The sequence below is a fragment of the Aggregatibacter valvarum genome (assembly GCF_980468985.1).
This window is the reverse complement of the sequence record NZ_OZ413141.1, coordinates 1-17,447: the sequence shown is the minus strand read 5'-3', so window position 1 is coordinate 17,447 and position 17,447 is coordinate 1. Positions and strand designations below refer to the sequence as shown.

Genomic DNA, 17,447 nt, shown 5'->3' with positions numbered 1-17,447 from the left:
TTACATTTTTCATCGCTAATGTTCAGAATGACAAATTTGTAATCCGATATTTGCCTAATCCAAAAGTGGCATTTTTCCCACAATGTAGCCATTGTCCGATGTAAAGTAATTTAGCTAATTCCGGTGATAAATTTTTGAATTGCCATTCGCCGATTACCCCTCCTAATTTCATTTTCTGATCTTGGCGGGAGGAATAGCGCGTCCAATCTTGCCATTTTAAGTGTTTATCATCTTGAATTTGTTCGATTTGGGTTTTTAGTAATCCAAAATCTAGATTCAAGGGCTCAGAATGAAATTCACTTAATAAGGAAAGGCGCTTGGTTAAAGAAATAAAAAATCGCTCTGCCGTCATCTCATTTACCCGTAAAGGCTTGCCATTTTCTTGTAGCCTTAAAGGCGTCTCTATTTTGATTTGTGCCACGCTATCAAGTGCGGTCGGAATTTCGATTGTTTTTTTATATTCGATAATATTCCCATTTTGTAAAATGGATTGTCGGGTTAAATCTACTTCAACTTTGGCGATATCAAGTAAATTTGCCTTTCCCCGTCCGACGTTATATTCAAAAGCTCGCTTGAAAGCAAAAGCAATGAGGGGGAGCTGTTCAATCAGCCGTCCGAATAGCACAAGCGAAAATGTCAATTTTTCACCTTCGGCATAAAGTCGCTCTCCCCATGCCGGCGGTTCAATGATATAGCCGTTCGGCACTTGACTGAACTTTTGCAATTCATGCGCTGTCGGTGCAGGCGTTTCAAAAATGTTGGTGTAAGGGCAGGTGCGATAAAGCGGGCAGCCTTTGCAGTCTTCCAGCTTTGTCATGCAAGCAATTTTTCGCAATGCCCGCCCGAAAGCACCACGCAAGGTGGAACCTGAATATTCCGGCAACAAAATCGGCTCGCTCACAACAAAATCAAATTGATAGCGAGCTATGGGGAAAGAATTTGGAATCATTCTGTCACCAGTTTGTTTAAGGATTTTCTCAGATTTTTTTCGGTGTCTTTCTTCTTAAAATCGACCTTAGATTTAAGTAAATCTAGTGTAATTTGCGCTTGTACGAATTTACGATCAGAAACATCCCAATTTTCAACCGCACTTTCAATTAGTGCTTGAGCTTCTTTTAGCAAGGTCGAACCTGTATTGTCTGCTTGGCGTTCTCGGGTGGTTTGTACTTTTTCCACAAAATCCATAACAAGACGTTGATTATTTGATAGCGAATGTAATAAGGCTTGTTTTTCAGCCTCAGCTTGTTGTTCTGCTAAGCGTTTTGCTTCAGCTTCTGCTTGTAAGCGTGCTTGTTCCGCTTTTTGAGCTTCGCGCCTTGCCAAAATTTCAGAACGATCAAATTTTGATTTTGGTTGAGCTTCACACCACGTTTTTAAGTCTTCATTTTCCGTTGTGGGATCAACTTCAATTAATGCCCAACCGAAGGGAAGAAGATCTGTTTGTTGTGTACTGCTTGTTCCTGCCAGCCATACGGTTGTACTGCTGTCTTTAAACATGGGTGGAGTGCCTTTTGCTCCCATAATTTTAATTTGCGCAATATTTTCACCTTGATAGGTTTTGCTGTCTGCGCCATTTTTGCCTAAACGGATTAAAGCAACTTTTGGTAAAGAGATGAGTTTTTCAAGCGATTTTACATATTGTACAGACACTAAATTACGGGTTTGTAGTAATTCCATTTCTTTTTTAAATACAGGTAAATAGAATTTTTTAAGTGCATCAATTAGCTCTGTTAAAGAGAAAGTATTTTGACTTTTGGTTAATGTTAATTGGCTTTGAAAAGCACGGTATTGTCCCATAGAGATACATTCTCGACGCAATGCCATAGCGCGTCCTTTACCATCCGTTTTACCTAATTTTTTCTTAAAATTAAGCGAATAGTAAACTTTACTTTCAGCTAAAGATTGCGGAATAAAATCACTAAATTTTACATGGCGTAATTTGCTTTTCTCAAACTCACCAATGTATTCTTTTAATAAATGGCTATGATCTTTAGCATTTACTTTGGGGTTATTTTTTGCTTGATGAGCTTGATCTAATAATGCCGTTGCTAGTGCGCCTTTAAATCCGCTACCCGGAATATAAGGTAGATGTTGCAAAGGTAGAAATGCAGTGCGTTCAATTGAAAGATTATTGATTACTTTGTTTCCATCACTTTCACGTTGAGAAACTTTTCCAACGCGATTTTTATAATCTTGCGCTAAACCTTCGGCAACATCTGCAAAATACTCAGAATTTGCGATTGCTTTATCCTTGTGGTTTAAGAAAAAACGTTGAATCGCAAGTAAATCTAAACGGTTCACAGCATTTAATAAATCCGTTCTCTCCCGCTCATTTAATATTAAATGGCTAGGTTCAAAATTAAATAAAGTTTCATTATCAATGACATAATTCGTTGGCTCAAAATCTTCACCACAGCCAATATGAATCGGGCTTAATGGGGTTAAATAAACGTTGTGGGTTTGTATAAATGGTTTCATTTGTGATCCTTATGTTCAAAATCGACAAATAAATTTAAGACGGGAGCATAGCCTTGATGCACGGCTTCTGGTTGAGCATAAGACACATTGCCTAATCCATTACCTAAAAATAAACGGGGTTGATAGTTTTCAGGCGTAAAAATGGCCGCGGGTTTTGCCAGAATAATCGGCTTTTTAAATGGGTTAGAGCTTAATGCTTGAATGTCACCGTGACGACCAAATCTTGTCGTAATTTGGTAGTAGCAGTGGTCCTTATTTAAACCTAAACCTTGTGGGGCACAATTGGCTAGCGTTAAATAGCAATTTGCATTCGGTTGAGTAAAATCAAAGGCTTGTGGCTTTTCACAATAGAATTTGCCTAGCCCGATAGAGGCATCACGTCCGAAACCAATATTTCCGACATCTTGAAGTACTATTTTTAACGCTTCCAATGAAAAGCGATTTTCATCTAACACGACATAGAGATCGAATTTTTGTTGTGCGCCAAACCAGGTTAGTTCTGTGGAATAAGGCGCAAATTGTCCATCACCCGTGGTATTTGTTTGGCGATCAATAGTGTTGTGAAACTGGTCTTGAGTTTCTTTTTTGAATTGAAAATTCGCTTGTAAAGTACATTCTTGCCAAAATTTCACCGCACTTTTTTCTGCATCGGTGATTTTGACCCATTGGGCTTTTTTTAAACTTTTGCGATCGGTTTTTGTTTTGGTTTCCCAAAACGTTGATGGCAACGTCGGTAAAGGCAAAAAACCTGCCGGAAACGCATCAGACACCACCATAAATGGGCGCTGTGCTGTATAACCTTCAAGTAATTCACTTAAGCGAGCTTCACCAAAGCGATTCCGCACGGCCCAACAAAGTTGGCCGAACAAGGTATCGCCCACCAAAGGCGTTCCCATCGCACTTTGTGGTGTGAGTGTAAAACGATATAACTTCATAAAATCACCTTATTCGAAAGGTTTAATGTCGTCTAAATTACGAGCTTCGCCATCAACCGTTAATTCAGTAAATTTCACTTTGCCGTAACCCCGGGAACCGGAGCCGCCAAGGCTGTCAAGTTCTAACAGTTTTAAACCTTTTAACACTAAATCAAGAAGTTCCGGTTTATCGCCTTCAAATTGGCGTAAAGTGAGTTTGAAATCAAATTCTGCACCTGCCGGTACGCGTTCCGTTTGGCGAGGATTTCCCGCCGTTGAGGTTATGCGGTCGATGGTATTTTCGCTTTTGGCTTCGGTTAAAAGTTGGTTATCATCACGAATCGCTTTTTCCCAGTCTTCATTTAGTGCACAATCCCAAAATGCGAGGCGAGAAACACCAATTTCAGCGACTTCTTGTTCGCTATTTTTAGTATCACCACTGATACCGAATAAACGTAAAATATTCTTTACTTCTTCAGGATTTTTAGAGACATCTTTTAATGTCAAAGGATTATTTTGGACAGCACCAGAACGCCATTCTAATAATGTACGGATTTTCCCTTTTAAACTTGAACCCGGAATATAAGGTGATTGGGTTAGAGGATGTTTGATTACTGAATTATCAATACCTCCAATATGCATTTCGCTATCGCCTGCGCCGATATGTAAACCTGTTTGTAATACTAATTTAGCTTTGATTTCTACAATATTTGTGAGTTTCATAATCCTAATTCCTTGTTAAAATTCTTCTAATTTGCAAAAGCCCATTACAGCTTCCATAAATAATTTTGCATCACGTAAAGTTTCTACGTTATTTATCTGATCAATACAGCGATTAAAGATGTCAGAAAAATTTTTATCAACGTTCTTACGCCCTTCAGCATAAGCAACTTTAGCTTTTAACATTTTGATAAATGGTATTAGTTCTTGGAATTTACCTGCCTTATTTTCACGCACTAATTGCACACGATCGTTCCACATGGCTAATTCATCATAAAACTTACGTAACTGTGTTGTTTTATTTAAATTTTTATTGGTTTTGATATGTTTTGCTGCACGTTGTGCAATATCTGAAAAGATTTCGGCTGATTTTTCATTGCCAAATTTGATTTCGTTAATGTTCAACATAAATTTTCCTTATCGTTTTTGATAGAAATAGTTTGTTAATGGAATGGCAAAATTCAATTTATACGATCCAATCCCCTTATCTCCTAATGAAATGCTAATTTCACTTAATGCTTTATTACGAGTTTCTTTAGAGAGTTTATCCGTTACATAACGTGCTGTGCGATAATAAAAACGACTCCGCCACATGGCGCTTTCAATATTCTTTTCATCCGCAGCTTGTTCACATAAACGAATTAATGAATAAAGATAAGACGTTGAAATTTTATAAGTTTCTGCCAATCGGTGAATTTCTTCCTCTAAATCACAAAGTTGTTTCCAATCCGCCCACTTCACTGACCGATTAAAAATTGTTACCGCATTTTTACCTTCCGCTGTAGAAACTTTTTCGCCTTTATCAATACCTTTTGATTTCTCCAACGCTTCTTCGGCTAAATCGCCTAAACGTGGCACAGGAATGTTTGATTTACTCATCACCATTCCCACCGAAAAATGAATTTTAGGATTTTCTGCTACATAATGCGCAAAAGCTTGTTGCATTCCGTGTGCCACTTTTTGCGTAGAATACCAAGGGCCGATTAAGAAGAAATCATCTCCCCCCGCAAACACGGTGTACATACTTTGGCTTTGTTCAGCACAATAAGCCGGCAACCAAAGACTAAAAAAGAGATTCATTTGGCGAGAAAGCGCCGCCATTTTTGCAATGTTGGCAGACCGAATACCTTCTTGGAAAATCGTGCCAAGATTATCCACATCTCCTTTTAAGGTCATTAATGCTTTTTGTCCTTTATCTTGAGTTTCAATATCCTCAAACGTAATAATCTTTCCTTCCTCATCAAAAGGCACATAGGCATTGATATAACGGCGGGCATAACCGTTCCAGATTTTTGCATTAGTATCTTTTGGCAATGAGAAATCCCAAAAACGGTGAATTTGTAACAGTTTTACCGGATAACCAAATTCTTTAGTATCTTCACGGCTATTGGTAAAAATCACTTTAAAGCCAAAAATCGGCAATTTTAGGATTTGTGTTTCATATTTATGGTTAATGTCAGCGTTTATATCCGCAATAATAATGCGTTGTTTTTTTGATAACATTTCCCCAATTTTGATTTGATCCTCTGAAATCACGGAATGTTCTTTCCCAATTTGAGCCGGGAAAAAGCTATTCATTTCACAAACACCATTTGGATATTCAACTTCTTGCACGCTTTGCGTGGTATCCGTTAAATCTAACCGCTTGAGTTTTTGTTCTTCCAAATTCTGAAATAATTTTTTAACTAATTCTTCATAGCACTTTTCTTCAAAATCGCTGAACTTTGCTTGTTGAACTGCGATACCCAACCCAATTAATCCGTAGGTTTCTTTGATAAACCATTGGTTTAATTCCGATTGAACTTGCTTGATTGCATTTTTTACTTCTTCCGTATTTGGTGCCACAATCAAAAATTTACCCGCCGCATTCATCATTTGTGAAGTGGTTGGTAACTTACAAACATTTAAAATTTTAAGTGCAGCTAATTCGGTGAAAAGTGACACTTGGAAAGAACGCCCGCGCAAGATTTTTGCAGCACCTTTATTGGAAGCACTGCCTCCGGAAAATATAAAATCTTGAATGCCGAAAAAGTCGCCTTGAATCAATAAGAATGGCTCTGCTTTATTGCTTTCTTGATCTGCGAGTGCGACCACAAAGGCGGCGACTGCTTTAGTGAAATCATAGAAAGAAATGTCATCACTATAAGGGCTTGGTAAATTGCAAGTGAAACATTGCATTGCGGTATCAAAATGATCTAACCATAAACTTGGGTTATCACAATGAGATTTAGGAATCTCCTTGATTGCGTTGATAAATTTATCCCAATGCACTGAAAGTGCGGTGTTGTTTTCTTCTTTTTTCGGGAAAATAGTATTCGGCGAAAGTGGTTGAAAATCGTAAGAAAATGGTGTTTCTTTATTTTCTTGATGGATTGTTTCAAACAAACTAAACAGTTTATTGCTTTGTTTTAATTCAGGTTGTTTACCTAAAACAATGCATTCAGCTTGTGATAAGAAAGGAGATATATCAACCTGTTTGAATTGGGATGGAAAAGAGGGAAGAGGTAAATGAGGTTCTTGTTTTTCAGCGAATAGCTTTAAATAATGGTGCAATACTGAAAAAGCGAGAGAAATTGTATGATCTGACATAATTACTCCATGTATTGAAATATTAAGTGAAGTATAAGCACGTTTTTTAAATTTGCCAGCAAATACAAATTTGTAAACATCAATATTAACGCATATTTTTACGATTTTCGCTATAGCAAACGTTTGCTTGGTGCTAGAATAAGCCGATTTTTATTTCTCATTTTTAAGGATTATGCCATGAATAGATCATTAGCCATTGAGTTTTCGAGAGTAACCGAAGTTGCTGCCCTTGCCGGATTTGCGTGGTTGGGGCGTGGGGATAAACATTCGGCTGATGATGCTGCCGTGAAAGCCATGCGTTATATGCTAAATTTGATTCATATGGATGCAGAAATCGTGATTGGCGAAGGCGAAATTGACCACGCGCCGATGTTATATATTGGTGAAAAAGTGGGTTCAGGTATGGGCGAATTGGTGTCTATTGCGGTCGATCCTATTGATGGCACGCGCATGACGGCGATGGGGCAGTCTAATGCAATTTCCGTGTTGGCGGCAGGCGGCAAAAATACCTTTTTGAAAGCGCCGGATATGTATATGGAAAAGTTGGTGGTGGGGCCGGAAGCCAAAGGCATTGTGGATTTGAATTTGCCGCTTGAACAAAATTTGCGTCGTGTCGCGTCGAAACTCGGTAAATTGTTATCTGATTTAACGGTGATGATTTTAGATAAACCCCGCCATGAAGCGGTGATTGAAAAAATGCATCAACTGGGTGTGCGCGTATTTACGATTCCTGATGGTGATGTGGCGGCTTCAGTATTATGTTGTTTGCCGGAAGCGGAAATTGACATGGTTTATGGCATTGGTGGTGCGCCGGAAGGTGTTGTGGCGGCTGCCGCGATTCGTGCTTTGGGCGGAGATATGCAATCCCGTCTATTGCCGCGTGATCAGGTGAAAGGCGATACGCCGGAAAATAAGGCATTGGCACAAGAAGAAATTCGCCGTTGTGAAGAAATGGGAGTTCAAGTCAATACAGTGCTGCAGCTGGAACAGCTCGTGCGTGATGACAATTTGGTATTTGCTGCTACTGGGATTACTCATGGTGATTTATTAAAAGGCATTCGCCGTAAAGGCAATTTAGCCACCACGGAAACCTTGTTGATTCGAGGTAAATCCAGAACCATTCGTCGTATTCAATCGACCCATTATTTAGACCGAAAAGACACTGCACTTTCCCGTTTAATCGGCGCATAATCCTAAAAGAAAAGGGCTAAGTAGCAACGATGAAATGCACTTAGCCCATTTTATATCGCCTTTTACAAGCGCAATTTTTAGTTCATCTTATCGCGCAAGATTTACTGCACCTTGATATCCCAGCTGGCGCCAAGCTTCATATACGGCAACAGCCACCGAGTTGGAGAGATTCATGCTGCGGCTGTTGGCGGCCATAGGAATGCGGATTTTTTGTTCCGCCGGCATGCTGTTTAAAATGTCCATCGGAATACCGCGGGTTTCCGGGCCAAACATTAAATAGTCGCCCAATTCAAATTTCACTTCGCTATGTGCCGGCGTGCCTTTTGTTGTTAAGGCAAATAAGCGCTTCGGTTGTTCACTTTGTAAAAATGCCGCGAAAGTTTTGTGTTTTTTGATGTCGGCAAATTCGTGGTAATCCAAGCCGGAACGGCGTAATTTTTTGTCGTCCCACGTAAATCCTAGAGGTTCGATTAAATGTAAGCGAAAGCCCGTGTTGGCGCATAATCGAATGATATTTCCAGTGTTTTGTGGTATTTCCGGTTCGTATAAAACAATATCTAACATGGTGTTCCTGATTGGTATAACAATAGACGGCTTATTATAGGCGCAAACCTGACCGGCTAAAAGCGTTCATAAAAAATTCTTATCAATGGTTAAAAAGGGATTTTCATCCTGATATTCTCCGTAAAAAACGTGTAAAAAAATGGCCGCACTTGGCGTTTTATCGCTTAAAAGTGCGGTCTCATTTTACGATGTTTTTACAGGAGATTTAAATTACCAGCCTTTCACCACGCCGTCTTTAAAGTGTTTTTTCGCTTCTTGTTCTACTTCCGGTGTTTGGTAAGCTTTCACGAAATCTTGGATAGCTTTGCTGTCTTTGTTATCAGTGCGTGCCACGATAATGTTCACATATGGAGAATCTTTATCTTCCACAAACACACCGTGATCTTGCGCATTCAAGCCAACCTGACCGGCATAGTTGTTATTCACAACCGCTAAATCCACGTCGTCTAAAGCGCGTGCGGCAACAGAAGTGTCCACTTCTTTGATTTGTAAGTGTTTTGGATTTTCAATGATATCCATGGAAGTAGAGAATAAGTTTGTGGCATCTTTTAATTTAATTAACCCTTGTTTTTCTAATAAGATTAACGCACGTGCCAAGTTACTCGGATCATTTGGTACCGCAACCACAGCACCATCTTGTAACTCATTTACGTTTTTGATTTTTTTAGAATAACCGGCTAATGGGTAAACAAAGGTGTTGCCCACAATAACGAGATTGTTTAACCCTTTCGCTTGGGAATCTTTGTCTAAATACGGTTTGTGTTGCATGGCGTTCGCATCTAAATCGCCTTTAGACACGGCGGTGTTTGGTAAGGCATAGTCGTTAAATAAAACGTATTCAACGTCTAAGTTATATTTTTCTTTCGCAACTTTTGCCGCAATTTCAGCCACTTCGTGCTCAGGCCCTGCCATGACGCCGACTTTAATTTTAGCCGGTGCTTCTGCGGTTGGTGCAGCTTCCGCTTTTTTCTCTTCGTTACAAGCCGTTAATGCAAATACGGAGGCAAGTGTTGCTACGCCTAATAGTTTTTTTAAGTTCATAAAAGATCCTCTTTTGATGTCAATGTTAAGTGAATTAACGATGATCGACGCGTTTTGCTAAATCATCGCCCAGTTTTTGTGAAATCATGACGAATACGACAATAATAATTGTGGCGACCCATTTAACGTACACCATGTTGCGATATTCGCCGTAGTTAATGGCGAGGCTACCTAAACCACCGCCGCCGACAATGCCTGCCATGGCGGAATAGCCCACTAAGGTCACTAAGGTCAGTGTAATGCCGTTAATTAAGGTCGGCAGAGCTTCCGGCAAATAGAATTTGCGGATGATTTGCCAGTTTGTCGCACCCATGGCTTTTGCGGCTTCCGTTAAGCCTTTTGGCACTTCCACTAAGGCATTAGCGGTTAAACGTGCTACAAATGGCATGGCGCAAATACTTAATGGAATAATGGCAGCCGTTGTCCCCAGCGTTGTGTTCAAAATGAAACGGGTAAAGGGCAACAAAATAATTAACAAAATAATGAAAGGAATGGAGCGACCAATGTTAATCACAATGTTCAAAATGAGATTTAAACGAGCGTTTTGCAGAATTTCGCCTTTGCCGGTGAGGAAGGTGAGCACACCAAAAGGCAAACCAACGATAACGGCAAGAAGGGTTGAAGCAAAACTGATATACACGGTTTCATAGGTAGAAACCCACACCGCTTGCCACATTTGAGGCGTAAGTTGCGTTAAAAAATCATTCCACATAGCCTAATACCTCAACGCGTACGTTATTTTCCATTAAATAGATTTTGGTTTGTGTAATAGCATCTTCGTCGCCTTCCACTTCAGCCACGGTGAAACCGAATTTCACACCGCCGGCGTATTCAATTTGAGACGTTAAAATGCTTAATTCCACGCCGAATTTTTTGGAAGCTTGAGATAACAATGGGGCATCCACAGAGCGTCCGGTAAACTCGAATTTGATAATCGGGTAAGACTTAGCGTGTTTTGGCGTGTGTGATAGATTCTCTAGATATTCATCAGGCAGATTAACGTTAAAGGTAGAACGAATAAATTCTTGAGCCAATTCTGTTTTTGGATTGGAGAAAATGTCGCTTACTGAACCTTGTTCTACGAGTTTGCCGTGATCGATGATGGCAACTAAATCACAAATGCGTTTGACAACATCCATTTCGTGGGTAATTAAGAGAGTCGTGATGCCTAAAGTGCGGTTGATTTCTTTTAATAATTTTAAGATGGCGTGTGTGGTTGCCGGATCCAGCGCACTGGTGGCTTCGTCGCACAATAACACTTTGGGATTGCTTGCTAGTGCACGTGCAATGGCGACGCGTTGCTTTTGACCGCCGGATAAATTAGACGGATATACATTTTTTTTGTCGCTTAAGCCTACCAAAGAAAGCAATTCGTTGACTTTCGCATCGATTTTTTCTTTTGGTGTACCTTCTAACTCTAAAGGTAACGCAACATTACCAAAGACAGTGCGGGAGCTCAATAAATTGAAATGTTGGAAAATCATGCCGATATTACGGCGTTCCAATACCAGTTCCGCATCGCGAAGTTGAGTGAGATCTTTGCCATCAATGATAACGGAACCCACAGTGGGTTTTTCCAATAGGTTGATACAACGAATCAGAGTGCTTTTGCCTGCACCGGATGCGCCGATAACGCCACAGATATGCCCTTTCGGAATATCCAAGGAAACGTTATCAAGTGCGGTCAGTTTTTTACCTGAAACGTCGAAAATTTTGCTGACATTCTTTAGCTTAATCATATAAGCCCTTTTGCGGTTTCGTTTTTATCAAAAAAAGATTTTTGTATTCTAGACGTCTAGAATGCCATGTCAACCTCTATCCATGACATTCTTATAATTATTTGCTTTCTCTTAGAACAAAAAAGTTGAAGGTTTGCACAAGATAAAAATAAAGAAGATAATCGGCGCGAATTTATATTTAAATAGGATAAAAAGATGAAGAAAGCGGTTTTTTTAGATCGAGACGGAACGTTGAATATTGACTATGGTTATGTGCATGACATTGATCATTTCCATTTTATTGAAGGAAGTATTGAGGCGCTAAAAAAACTGAAAGAGATGGGCTATTTGTTAGTGCTGGTAACAAATCAATCAGGCATTGCGCGAGGGTATTTTACTGAGCAACAGTTTTTGCAGTTAACAGAATGGATGGATTGGTCATTGGCTGATCGCGGTGTGGATTTGGATGGTATCTATTATTGTCCGCATCATCCGGAGGCAAAACTTGCCGAATTTAAACAGGATTGTGACTGCCGTAAGCCGAAATCGGGGATGTTACTACAAGCAATAGAAGAGCTGAATATCGATCCGACAAAATCTATTATGGTTGGAGATAAAGTGGAAGATTTGCTTGCCGGGAAGGGAGCTAAGGTGAAAACGCTTGTTTTAGTGCGAACCGGTAAACCGATCACTTCTGAGGGAGAAAAAATGGCAGACTACGTATTAGATTCAATTGTAGACATTCCTAGTCTGATTATTAGTCAAAATTTATAAAAAATAACCAATCAAAACAAAAAATGAAAAAAAAGCTAAAAAGGGGTTGCGTGGTGATAAAAAATGCCTATAATACGCCACCACAACGACGCGCCGTTGTAAAGCATTAAGCAGCGCGTCGTTTTTTGTTCTTTAACAATCAATCAGACAAACTGTGTGGGCACTTGAAGATTCGTTTTATCATTAAAGATTTTAAAATTGAACTGAATAGTGCTACGAAGATTCGTTTATTTATTATAGATGATTAATTAAGTCAGCAGTATTGAGCGATTAAACTTTTTGAATTGAAGAGTTTGATCATGGCTCAGATTGAACGCTGGCGGCAGGCTTAACACATGCAAGTCGAACGGTAACAGGAGAAAGCTTGCTTTCTTGCTGACGAGTGGCGGACGGGTGAGTAATGCTTGGGAATCTGGCTTATGGAGGGGGATAACGACGGGAAACTGTCGCTAATACCGCGTAGAATCGAGAGATGAAAGTGCGGGACCGCGAGGCCGCATGCCATGAGATGAGCCCAAGTGGGATTAGGTAGTTGGTGGGGTAAAGGCCTACCAAGCCGACGATCTCTAGCTGGTCTGAGAGGATGACCAGCCACACCGGGACTGAGACACGGCCCGGACTCCTACGGGAGGCAGCAGTGGGGAATATTGCGCAATGGGGGCAACCCTGACGCAGCCATGCCGCGTGAATGAAGAAGGCCTTCGGGTTGTAAAGTTCTTTCGGTGACGAGGAAGGTTGTTGTGTTAATAGCGCAACAAATTGACGTTAATCACAGAAGAAGCACCGGCTAACTCCGTGCCAGCAGCCGCGGTAATACGGAGGGTGCGAGCGTTAATCGGAATAACTGGGCGTAAAGGGCACGCAGGCGGCTATTTAAGTGAGGTGTGAAATCCCCGGGCTTAACCTGGGAATTGCATTTCAGACTGGGTAGCTAGAGTACTTTAGGGAGGGGTAGAATTCCACGTGTAGCGGTGAAATGCGTAGAGATGTGGAGGAATACCGAAGGCGAAGGCAGCCCCTTGGGAATGTACTGACGCTCATGTGCGAAAGCGTGGGGAGCAAACAGGATTAGATACCCTGGTAGTCCACGCTGTAAACGCTGTCGATTTGGGGATTGGGCTTTAAGCTTGGTGCCCGTAGCTAACGTGATAAATCGACCGCCTGGGGAGTACGGCCGCAAGGTTAAAACTCAAATGAATTGACGGGGGCCCGCACAAGCGGTGGAGCATGTGGTTTAATTCGATGCAACGCGAAGAACCTTACCTACTCTTGACATCCATGGAATCCTGTAGAGATACGGGAGTGCCTTCGGGAACCATGAGACAGGTGCTGCATGGCTGTCGTCAGCTCGTGTTGTGAAATGTTGGGTTAAGTCCCGCAACGAGCGCAACCCTTATCCTTTGTTGCCAGCGATTAGGTCGGGAACTCAAAGGAGACTGCCGGTGATAAACCGGAGGAAGGTGGGGATGACGTCAAGTCATCATGGCCCTTACGAGTAGGGCTACACACGTGCTACAATGGCGTATACAGAGGGTGACGAAGCCGCGAGGTGGAGTGAATCTCAGAAAGTACGTCTAAGTCCGGATTGGAGTCTGCAACTCGACTCCATGAAGTCGGAATCGCTAGTAATCGCGAATCAGAATGTCGCGGTGAATACGTTCCCGGGCCTTGTACACACCGCCCGTCACACCATGGGAGTGGGTTGTACCAGAAGTAGATAGCTTAACCTTCGGGAGGGCGTTTACCACGGTATGATTCATGACTGGGGTGAAGTCGTAACAAGGTAACCGTAGGGGAACCTGCGGTTGGATCACCTCCTTACCAAAGATAGAATTGACTTTAAGTGTCCACACAGTTTGGCTGATGATTGTAAACAAAAGAAGAATAAACAAATAAAGCAAGATGTGAAGAATATCTTTACATGTTGTCCCCATCGTCTAGAGGCCTAGGACATCGCCCTTTCACGGCGGTAACCGGGGTTCGAATCCCCGTGGGGACGCCATTTAAAGATGATTTTTTGTCTTCTTAATAAACTGTTCTTTAACAAACTGGAAACAAGCTGAAAACGAGACTTTCAAGAAAGTCTGAGTAAGGGTCATTGATAAAAGGCAATGATTCTGAATAAATTAACTGTTACGGCTGACAAACCTAACGTGTTTTTAGCGTCAATCTGTGATGTAGAGTGGATTTTAACTTTAAATTCCATTTTATCTTCATCAGATTGTTCATCCTAAGAATACTTGAGGTTGTATGGCTAAGTGACAAAGCGTACAAGGTGGATGCCTTGGCAATCAGAGGCGAAGAAGGACGTGCTAATCTGCGAAAAGCTTGGATGAGTCGATAAGAGGCGTTTAATCCAAGATGTCCGAATGGGGAAACCCAGTAGATGAAGAATCTACTATCACTTACTGAATTCATAGGTAAGTGAGGCGAACCGGGAGAACTGAAACATCTAAGTACCCCGAGGAAAAGAAATCAACCGAGATTTTGTGAGTAGCGGCGAGCGAAAGCGAAAGAGCCTGTTAGTGATAGCGATAGAGACAGAGGAACAAGCTGGGAAGCTTGGCGACACAGGGTGATAGCCCCGTACTCGAAGTCCAGGTCGTGGTACTAAGCTAACGAGAAGTAGGGCGGGACACGTGATATCCTGTTTGAAGATGGGGGGACCATCCTCCAAGGCTAAATACTCCTGATTGACCGATAGTGAACCAGTACTGTGAAGGAAAGGCGAAAAGAACCCCGGTGAGGGGAGTGAAATAGAACCTGAAACCTTGTACGTACAAGCAGTGGGAGCCCGCAAGGGTGACTGCGTACCTTTTGTATAATGGGTCAGCGACTTATATTTTGTAGCGAGGTTAACCGAATAGGGGAGCCGAAGGGAAACCGAGTCTTAACTGGGCGTTGAGTTGCAAGGTATAGACCCGAAACCCGGTGATCTAGCCATGGGCAGGTTGAAGGTTGGGTAACACTAACTGGAGGACCGAACCGACTAATGTTGAAAAATTAGCGGATGACTTGTGGCTGGGGGTGAAAGGCCAATCAAACCGGGAGATAGCTGGTTCTCCCCGAAATCTATTTAGGTAGAGCCTTGAGCGGACACCTTTGGGGGTAGAGCACTGTTTCGGCTAGGGGTCCATCCCGGATTACCAACCCGATGCAAACTACGAATACCGAAGAGTGATACTCAGGAGACACACGGCGGGTGCTAACGTCCGTCGTGGAGAGGGAAACAACCCAGACCGCCAGCTAAGGTCCCAAAGTCTATATTAAGTGGGAAACGAAGTGGGAAGGCTTAGACAGCTAGGATGTTGGCTTAGAAGCAGCCATCATTTAAAGAAAGCGTAATAGCTCACTAGTCGAGTCGGCCTGCGCGGAAGATGTAACGGGGCTCAAATATAGCACCGAAGCTGCGGCATCAGACGTAAGTCTGTTGGGTAGGGGAGCGTTGTGTAAGCGGATGAAGGTGTGTTGAGAAGCATGCTGGACGTATCACAAGTGCGAATGCTGACATAAGTAACGATAAAACGGGTGAAAAACCCGTTCGCCGGAAGACCAAGGGTTCCTGTCCAACGTTAATCGGGGCAGGGTGAGTCGGCCCCTAAGGCGAGGCTGAAAAGCGTAGTCGATGGGAAACGGGTTAATATTCCCGTACTTGGTAAAGCTGCGATGTGGGGACGGAGCAGGTTAGGTTAGCGTACTGTTGGATATGTACGTTTAAGTTGGTAGGTGGGAAGTTTAGGCAAATCCGGACTTCCTTAACACTGAGAGATGATGACGAGGCTCTACGGAGCTGAAGTAACTGATACCACACTTCCAGGAAAAGCCACTAAGCGAAAGGCTTTACTAAACCGTACTGAAAACCGACACAGGTGGTCAGGTAGAGAATACTCAGGCGCTTGAGAGAACTCGGGTGAAGGAACTAGGCAAAATAGCACCGTAACTTCGGGAGAAGGTGCGCCGGCGTAGATTGTAAGGGCTTGCCCCTGAAGGTTGAACCGGTCGAAGATACCAGCTGGCTGCAACTGTTTATTAAAAACACAGCACTCTGCAAACACGAAAGTGGACGTATAGGGTGTGATGCCTGCCCGGTGCTGGAAGGTTAATTGATGGTGTAATTGAAAGAGAAGCTCCTGATCGAAGCCCCAGTAAACGGCGGCCGTAACTATAACGGTCCTAAGGTAGCGAAATTCCTTGTCGGGTAAGTTCCGACCTGCACGAATGGCATAATGATGGCCAGGCTGTCTCCACCCGAGACTCAGTGAAATTGAAATCGCCGTGAAGATGCGGTGTACCCGCGGCTAGACGGAAAGACCCCGTGAACCTTTACTATAGCTTGACACTGAACATTGAATTTTGATGTGTAGGATAGGTGGGAGACTTTGAAGTAGTCACGCCAGTGATTATGGAGTCGTCCTTGAAATACCACCCTTTAACGTTTGATGTTCTAACGAAGATTGCGAAACGCGGTCTCGGACAGTGTCTGGTGGGTAGTTTGACTGGGGCGGTCTCCTCCCAAAGCGTAACGGAGGAGCACGAAGGTTTGCTAATCACGGTCGGACATCGTGAGGTTAGTGCAATGGTATAAGCAAGCTTAACTGCGAGACAGACAAGTCGAGCAGGTACGAAAGTAGGTCATAGTGATCCGGTGGTTCTGCATGGAAGGGCCATCGCTCAACGGATAAAAGGTACTCCGGGGATAACAGGCTGATACCGCCCAAGAGTTCATATCGACGGCGGTGTTTGGCACCTCGATGTCGGCTCATCACATCCTGGGGCTGAAGTAGGTCCCAAGGGTATGGCTGTTCGCCATTTAAAGTGGTACGCGAGCTGGGTTTAGAACGTCGTGAGACAGTTCGGTCCCTATCTGCCGTGGGCGTTGGAGAATTGATTGGGGCTGCTCCTAGTACGAGAGGACCGGAGTGGACGCATCACTGGTGTTCCGGTTGTGTCGCCAGACGCATTGCCGGGTAGCTACATGCGGAAGAGATAAGTGCTGAAAGCATCTAAGCACGAAACTTGCCAAGAGATGAGTTCTCCCAGATTTAAAATCTGTAAGGGTTGTTTAAGACTAAGACGTAGATAGGTGCGGTGTGTAAGTGTAGTGATACATTGAGCTAACGCATACTAATTGCCCGAGAGGCTTAGCCATACAACGCTCAAGTGTTTTGGGGGAGACCTGGAGCATGGAGTGAAGTAGAGGGTAACAGTTAAGAGAGTAGACGAAGAAGAGAAAGTGGAGAGTCAGCTTGTTTTAGTTTGAAGAAGACAGAGAAATAAAAAGAAAGAGATAAGAGAGAAAGAGAAGAATATCATCGACCGATTTTTGGCGGCGATAATGCGGTGGACCCACCTGATTCCATACCGAACTCAGAAGTGAAACGCTGTTATGCCGATGGTAGTGTGGGAGATTCCCATGTGAGAGTAGGTCACCGCCAAGTTTATTCGTATGAACCCCTGA

12 protein-coding genes, 1 tRNA gene and 3 rRNA genes are annotated in these 17,447 nt (G+C 42.6%); 6 read left to right on the top strand and 10 right to left on the bottom strand.

Features of this window, described 5'->3' with window-relative positions; genetic code table 11:
- Window positions 1–22: 22 nt before the first annotated feature.
- Genes cas6 through cas10 form a run of 6 tightly spaced genes read right to left on the bottom strand, consistent with a single transcriptional unit; the run spans window position 23 to window position 6,701 of the window.
- Window positions 23–949: a CRISPR system precrRNA processing endoribonuclease RAMP protein Cas6 gene (gene cas6, locus AC30SF_RS00080; protein ID WP_489607165.1), complete on the bottom strand. Its 927-nt coding sequence runs from the start codon at window positions 947–949 to the stop codon at window positions 23–25.
- Window positions 946–2,478, bottom strand: a complete 1,533-nt coding sequence (locus tag AC30SF_RS00075) for an RAMP superfamily CRISPR-associated protein (RefSeq protein WP_489607164.1) — start codon at window positions 2,476–2,478, stop codon at window positions 946–948. The genes cas6 and AC30SF_RS00075 overlap by 4 nt, the downstream gene beginning before the upstream one ends.
- Window positions 2,475–3,413, bottom strand: a complete 939-nt coding sequence (gene csm4 / locus AC30SF_RS00070; protein ID WP_489607163.1) for a type III-A CRISPR-associated RAMP protein Csm4 — start codon at window positions 3,411–3,413, stop codon at window positions 2,475–2,477. The genes AC30SF_RS00075 and csm4 overlap by 4 nt, the downstream gene beginning before the upstream one ends.
- A 9-nt stretch (window positions 3,414–3,422) precedes the next feature.
- Window positions 3,423–4,115, bottom strand: coding sequence for a type III-A CRISPR-associated RAMP protein Csm3 (gene csm3 / locus AC30SF_RS00065; protein ID WP_296027463.1), 693 nt, complete (start codon window positions 4,113–4,115; stop codon window positions 3,423–3,425).
- Window positions 4,116–4,130: 15 nt separating this feature from the next.
- Window positions 4,131–4,520, bottom strand: coding sequence for a type III-A CRISPR-associated protein Csm2 (gene csm2 / locus AC30SF_RS00060; protein WP_489607162.1), 390 nt, complete (start codon window positions 4,518–4,520; stop codon window positions 4,131–4,133).
- A gap of 9 nt (window positions 4,521–4,529) precedes the next feature.
- Window positions 4,530–6,701, bottom strand: a complete 2,172-nt coding sequence (gene cas10, locus AC30SF_RS00055) for a type III-A CRISPR-associated protein Cas10/Csm1 (protein WP_489607161.1) — start codon at window positions 6,699–6,701, stop codon at window positions 4,530–4,532.
- Window positions 6,702–6,878: 177 nt separating this feature from the next.
- Here cas10 and glpX point away from each other — a divergent pair, with 177 nt between their 5' ends.
- A complete protein-coding gene (gene glpX, locus AC30SF_RS00050) occupies window positions 6,879–7,892 on the top strand; it encodes a class II fructose-bisphosphatase (protein ID WP_290521914.1) in 1,014 nt (337 codons plus the stop codon).
- 87 nt (window positions 7,893–7,979) lie between these two features.
- On the opposite strand, the gene trmL is transcribed toward glpX, so the two are convergent.
- The 4 genes from trmL to metN form a co-directional block, all read right to left on the bottom strand.
- Complete coding sequence (gene trmL, locus AC30SF_RS00045; RefSeq protein WP_489607160.1) at window positions 7,980–8,456, bottom strand: tRNA (uridine(34)/cytosine(34)/5-carboxymethylaminomethyluridine(34)-2'-O)-methyltransferase TrmL; 477 nt, start codon at window positions 8,454–8,456, stop codon at window positions 7,980–7,982.
- A gap of 210 nt (window positions 8,457–8,666) precedes the next feature.
- Entirely contained in the window at window positions 8,667–9,497 is an 831-nt protein-coding gene (locus tag AC30SF_RS00040; protein WP_448757670.1) for a MetQ/NlpA family lipoprotein, read from the bottom strand.
- Window positions 9,498–9,531: 34 nt separating this feature from the next.
- Entirely contained in the window at window positions 9,532–10,209 is a 678-nt protein-coding gene (locus AC30SF_RS00035) for a methionine ABC transporter permease (protein ID WP_314954397.1), read from the bottom strand.
- Window positions 10,199–11,236 (bottom strand): methionine ABC transporter ATP-binding protein MetN, encoded by a 1,038-nt coding sequence (metN, locus tag AC30SF_RS00030; protein ID WP_489607159.1) that lies wholly within the window; start codon window positions 11,234–11,236, stop codon window positions 10,199–10,201. Before metN ends, AC30SF_RS00035 begins: the two co-directional genes overlap by 11 nt.
- A 195-nt stretch (window positions 11,237–11,431) precedes the next feature.
- On the opposite strand from metN, the gene gmhB reads away from it, so the two are divergent.
- The 5 genes from gmhB (at window position 11,432) to rrf (ending at window position 17,427) form a co-directional block, all read left to right on the top strand.
- Window positions 11,432–11,989 (top strand): D-glycero-beta-D-manno-heptose 1,7-bisphosphate 7-phosphatase, encoded by a 558-nt coding sequence (gene gmhB / locus AC30SF_RS00025; RefSeq protein ID WP_314116499.1) that lies wholly within the window; start codon window positions 11,432–11,434, stop codon window positions 11,987–11,989.
- A 281-nt stretch (window positions 11,990–12,270) separates the two neighbouring features.
- Window positions 12,271–13,810, top strand: a 16S ribosomal RNA gene (locus AC30SF_RS00020).
- Between the two features lie 105 nt (window positions 13,811–13,915).
- A tRNA-Glu gene (locus AC30SF_RS00015) sits at window positions 13,916–13,991 on the top strand.
- 250 nt (window positions 13,992–14,241) lie between these two features.
- Window positions 14,242–17,138, top strand: a 23S ribosomal RNA gene (locus AC30SF_RS00010).
- 173 nt (window positions 17,139–17,311) lie between these two features.
- Window positions 17,312–17,427: ribosomal RNA gene (rrf, locus tag AC30SF_RS00005) — 5S ribosomal RNA — on the top strand.
- Together the 16S, 23S and 5S rRNA genes with 1 tRNA gene alongside form the textbook arrangement of a ribosomal RNA operon.
- The last annotated feature ends 20 nt before the right edge of the window (window positions 17,428–17,447 follow it).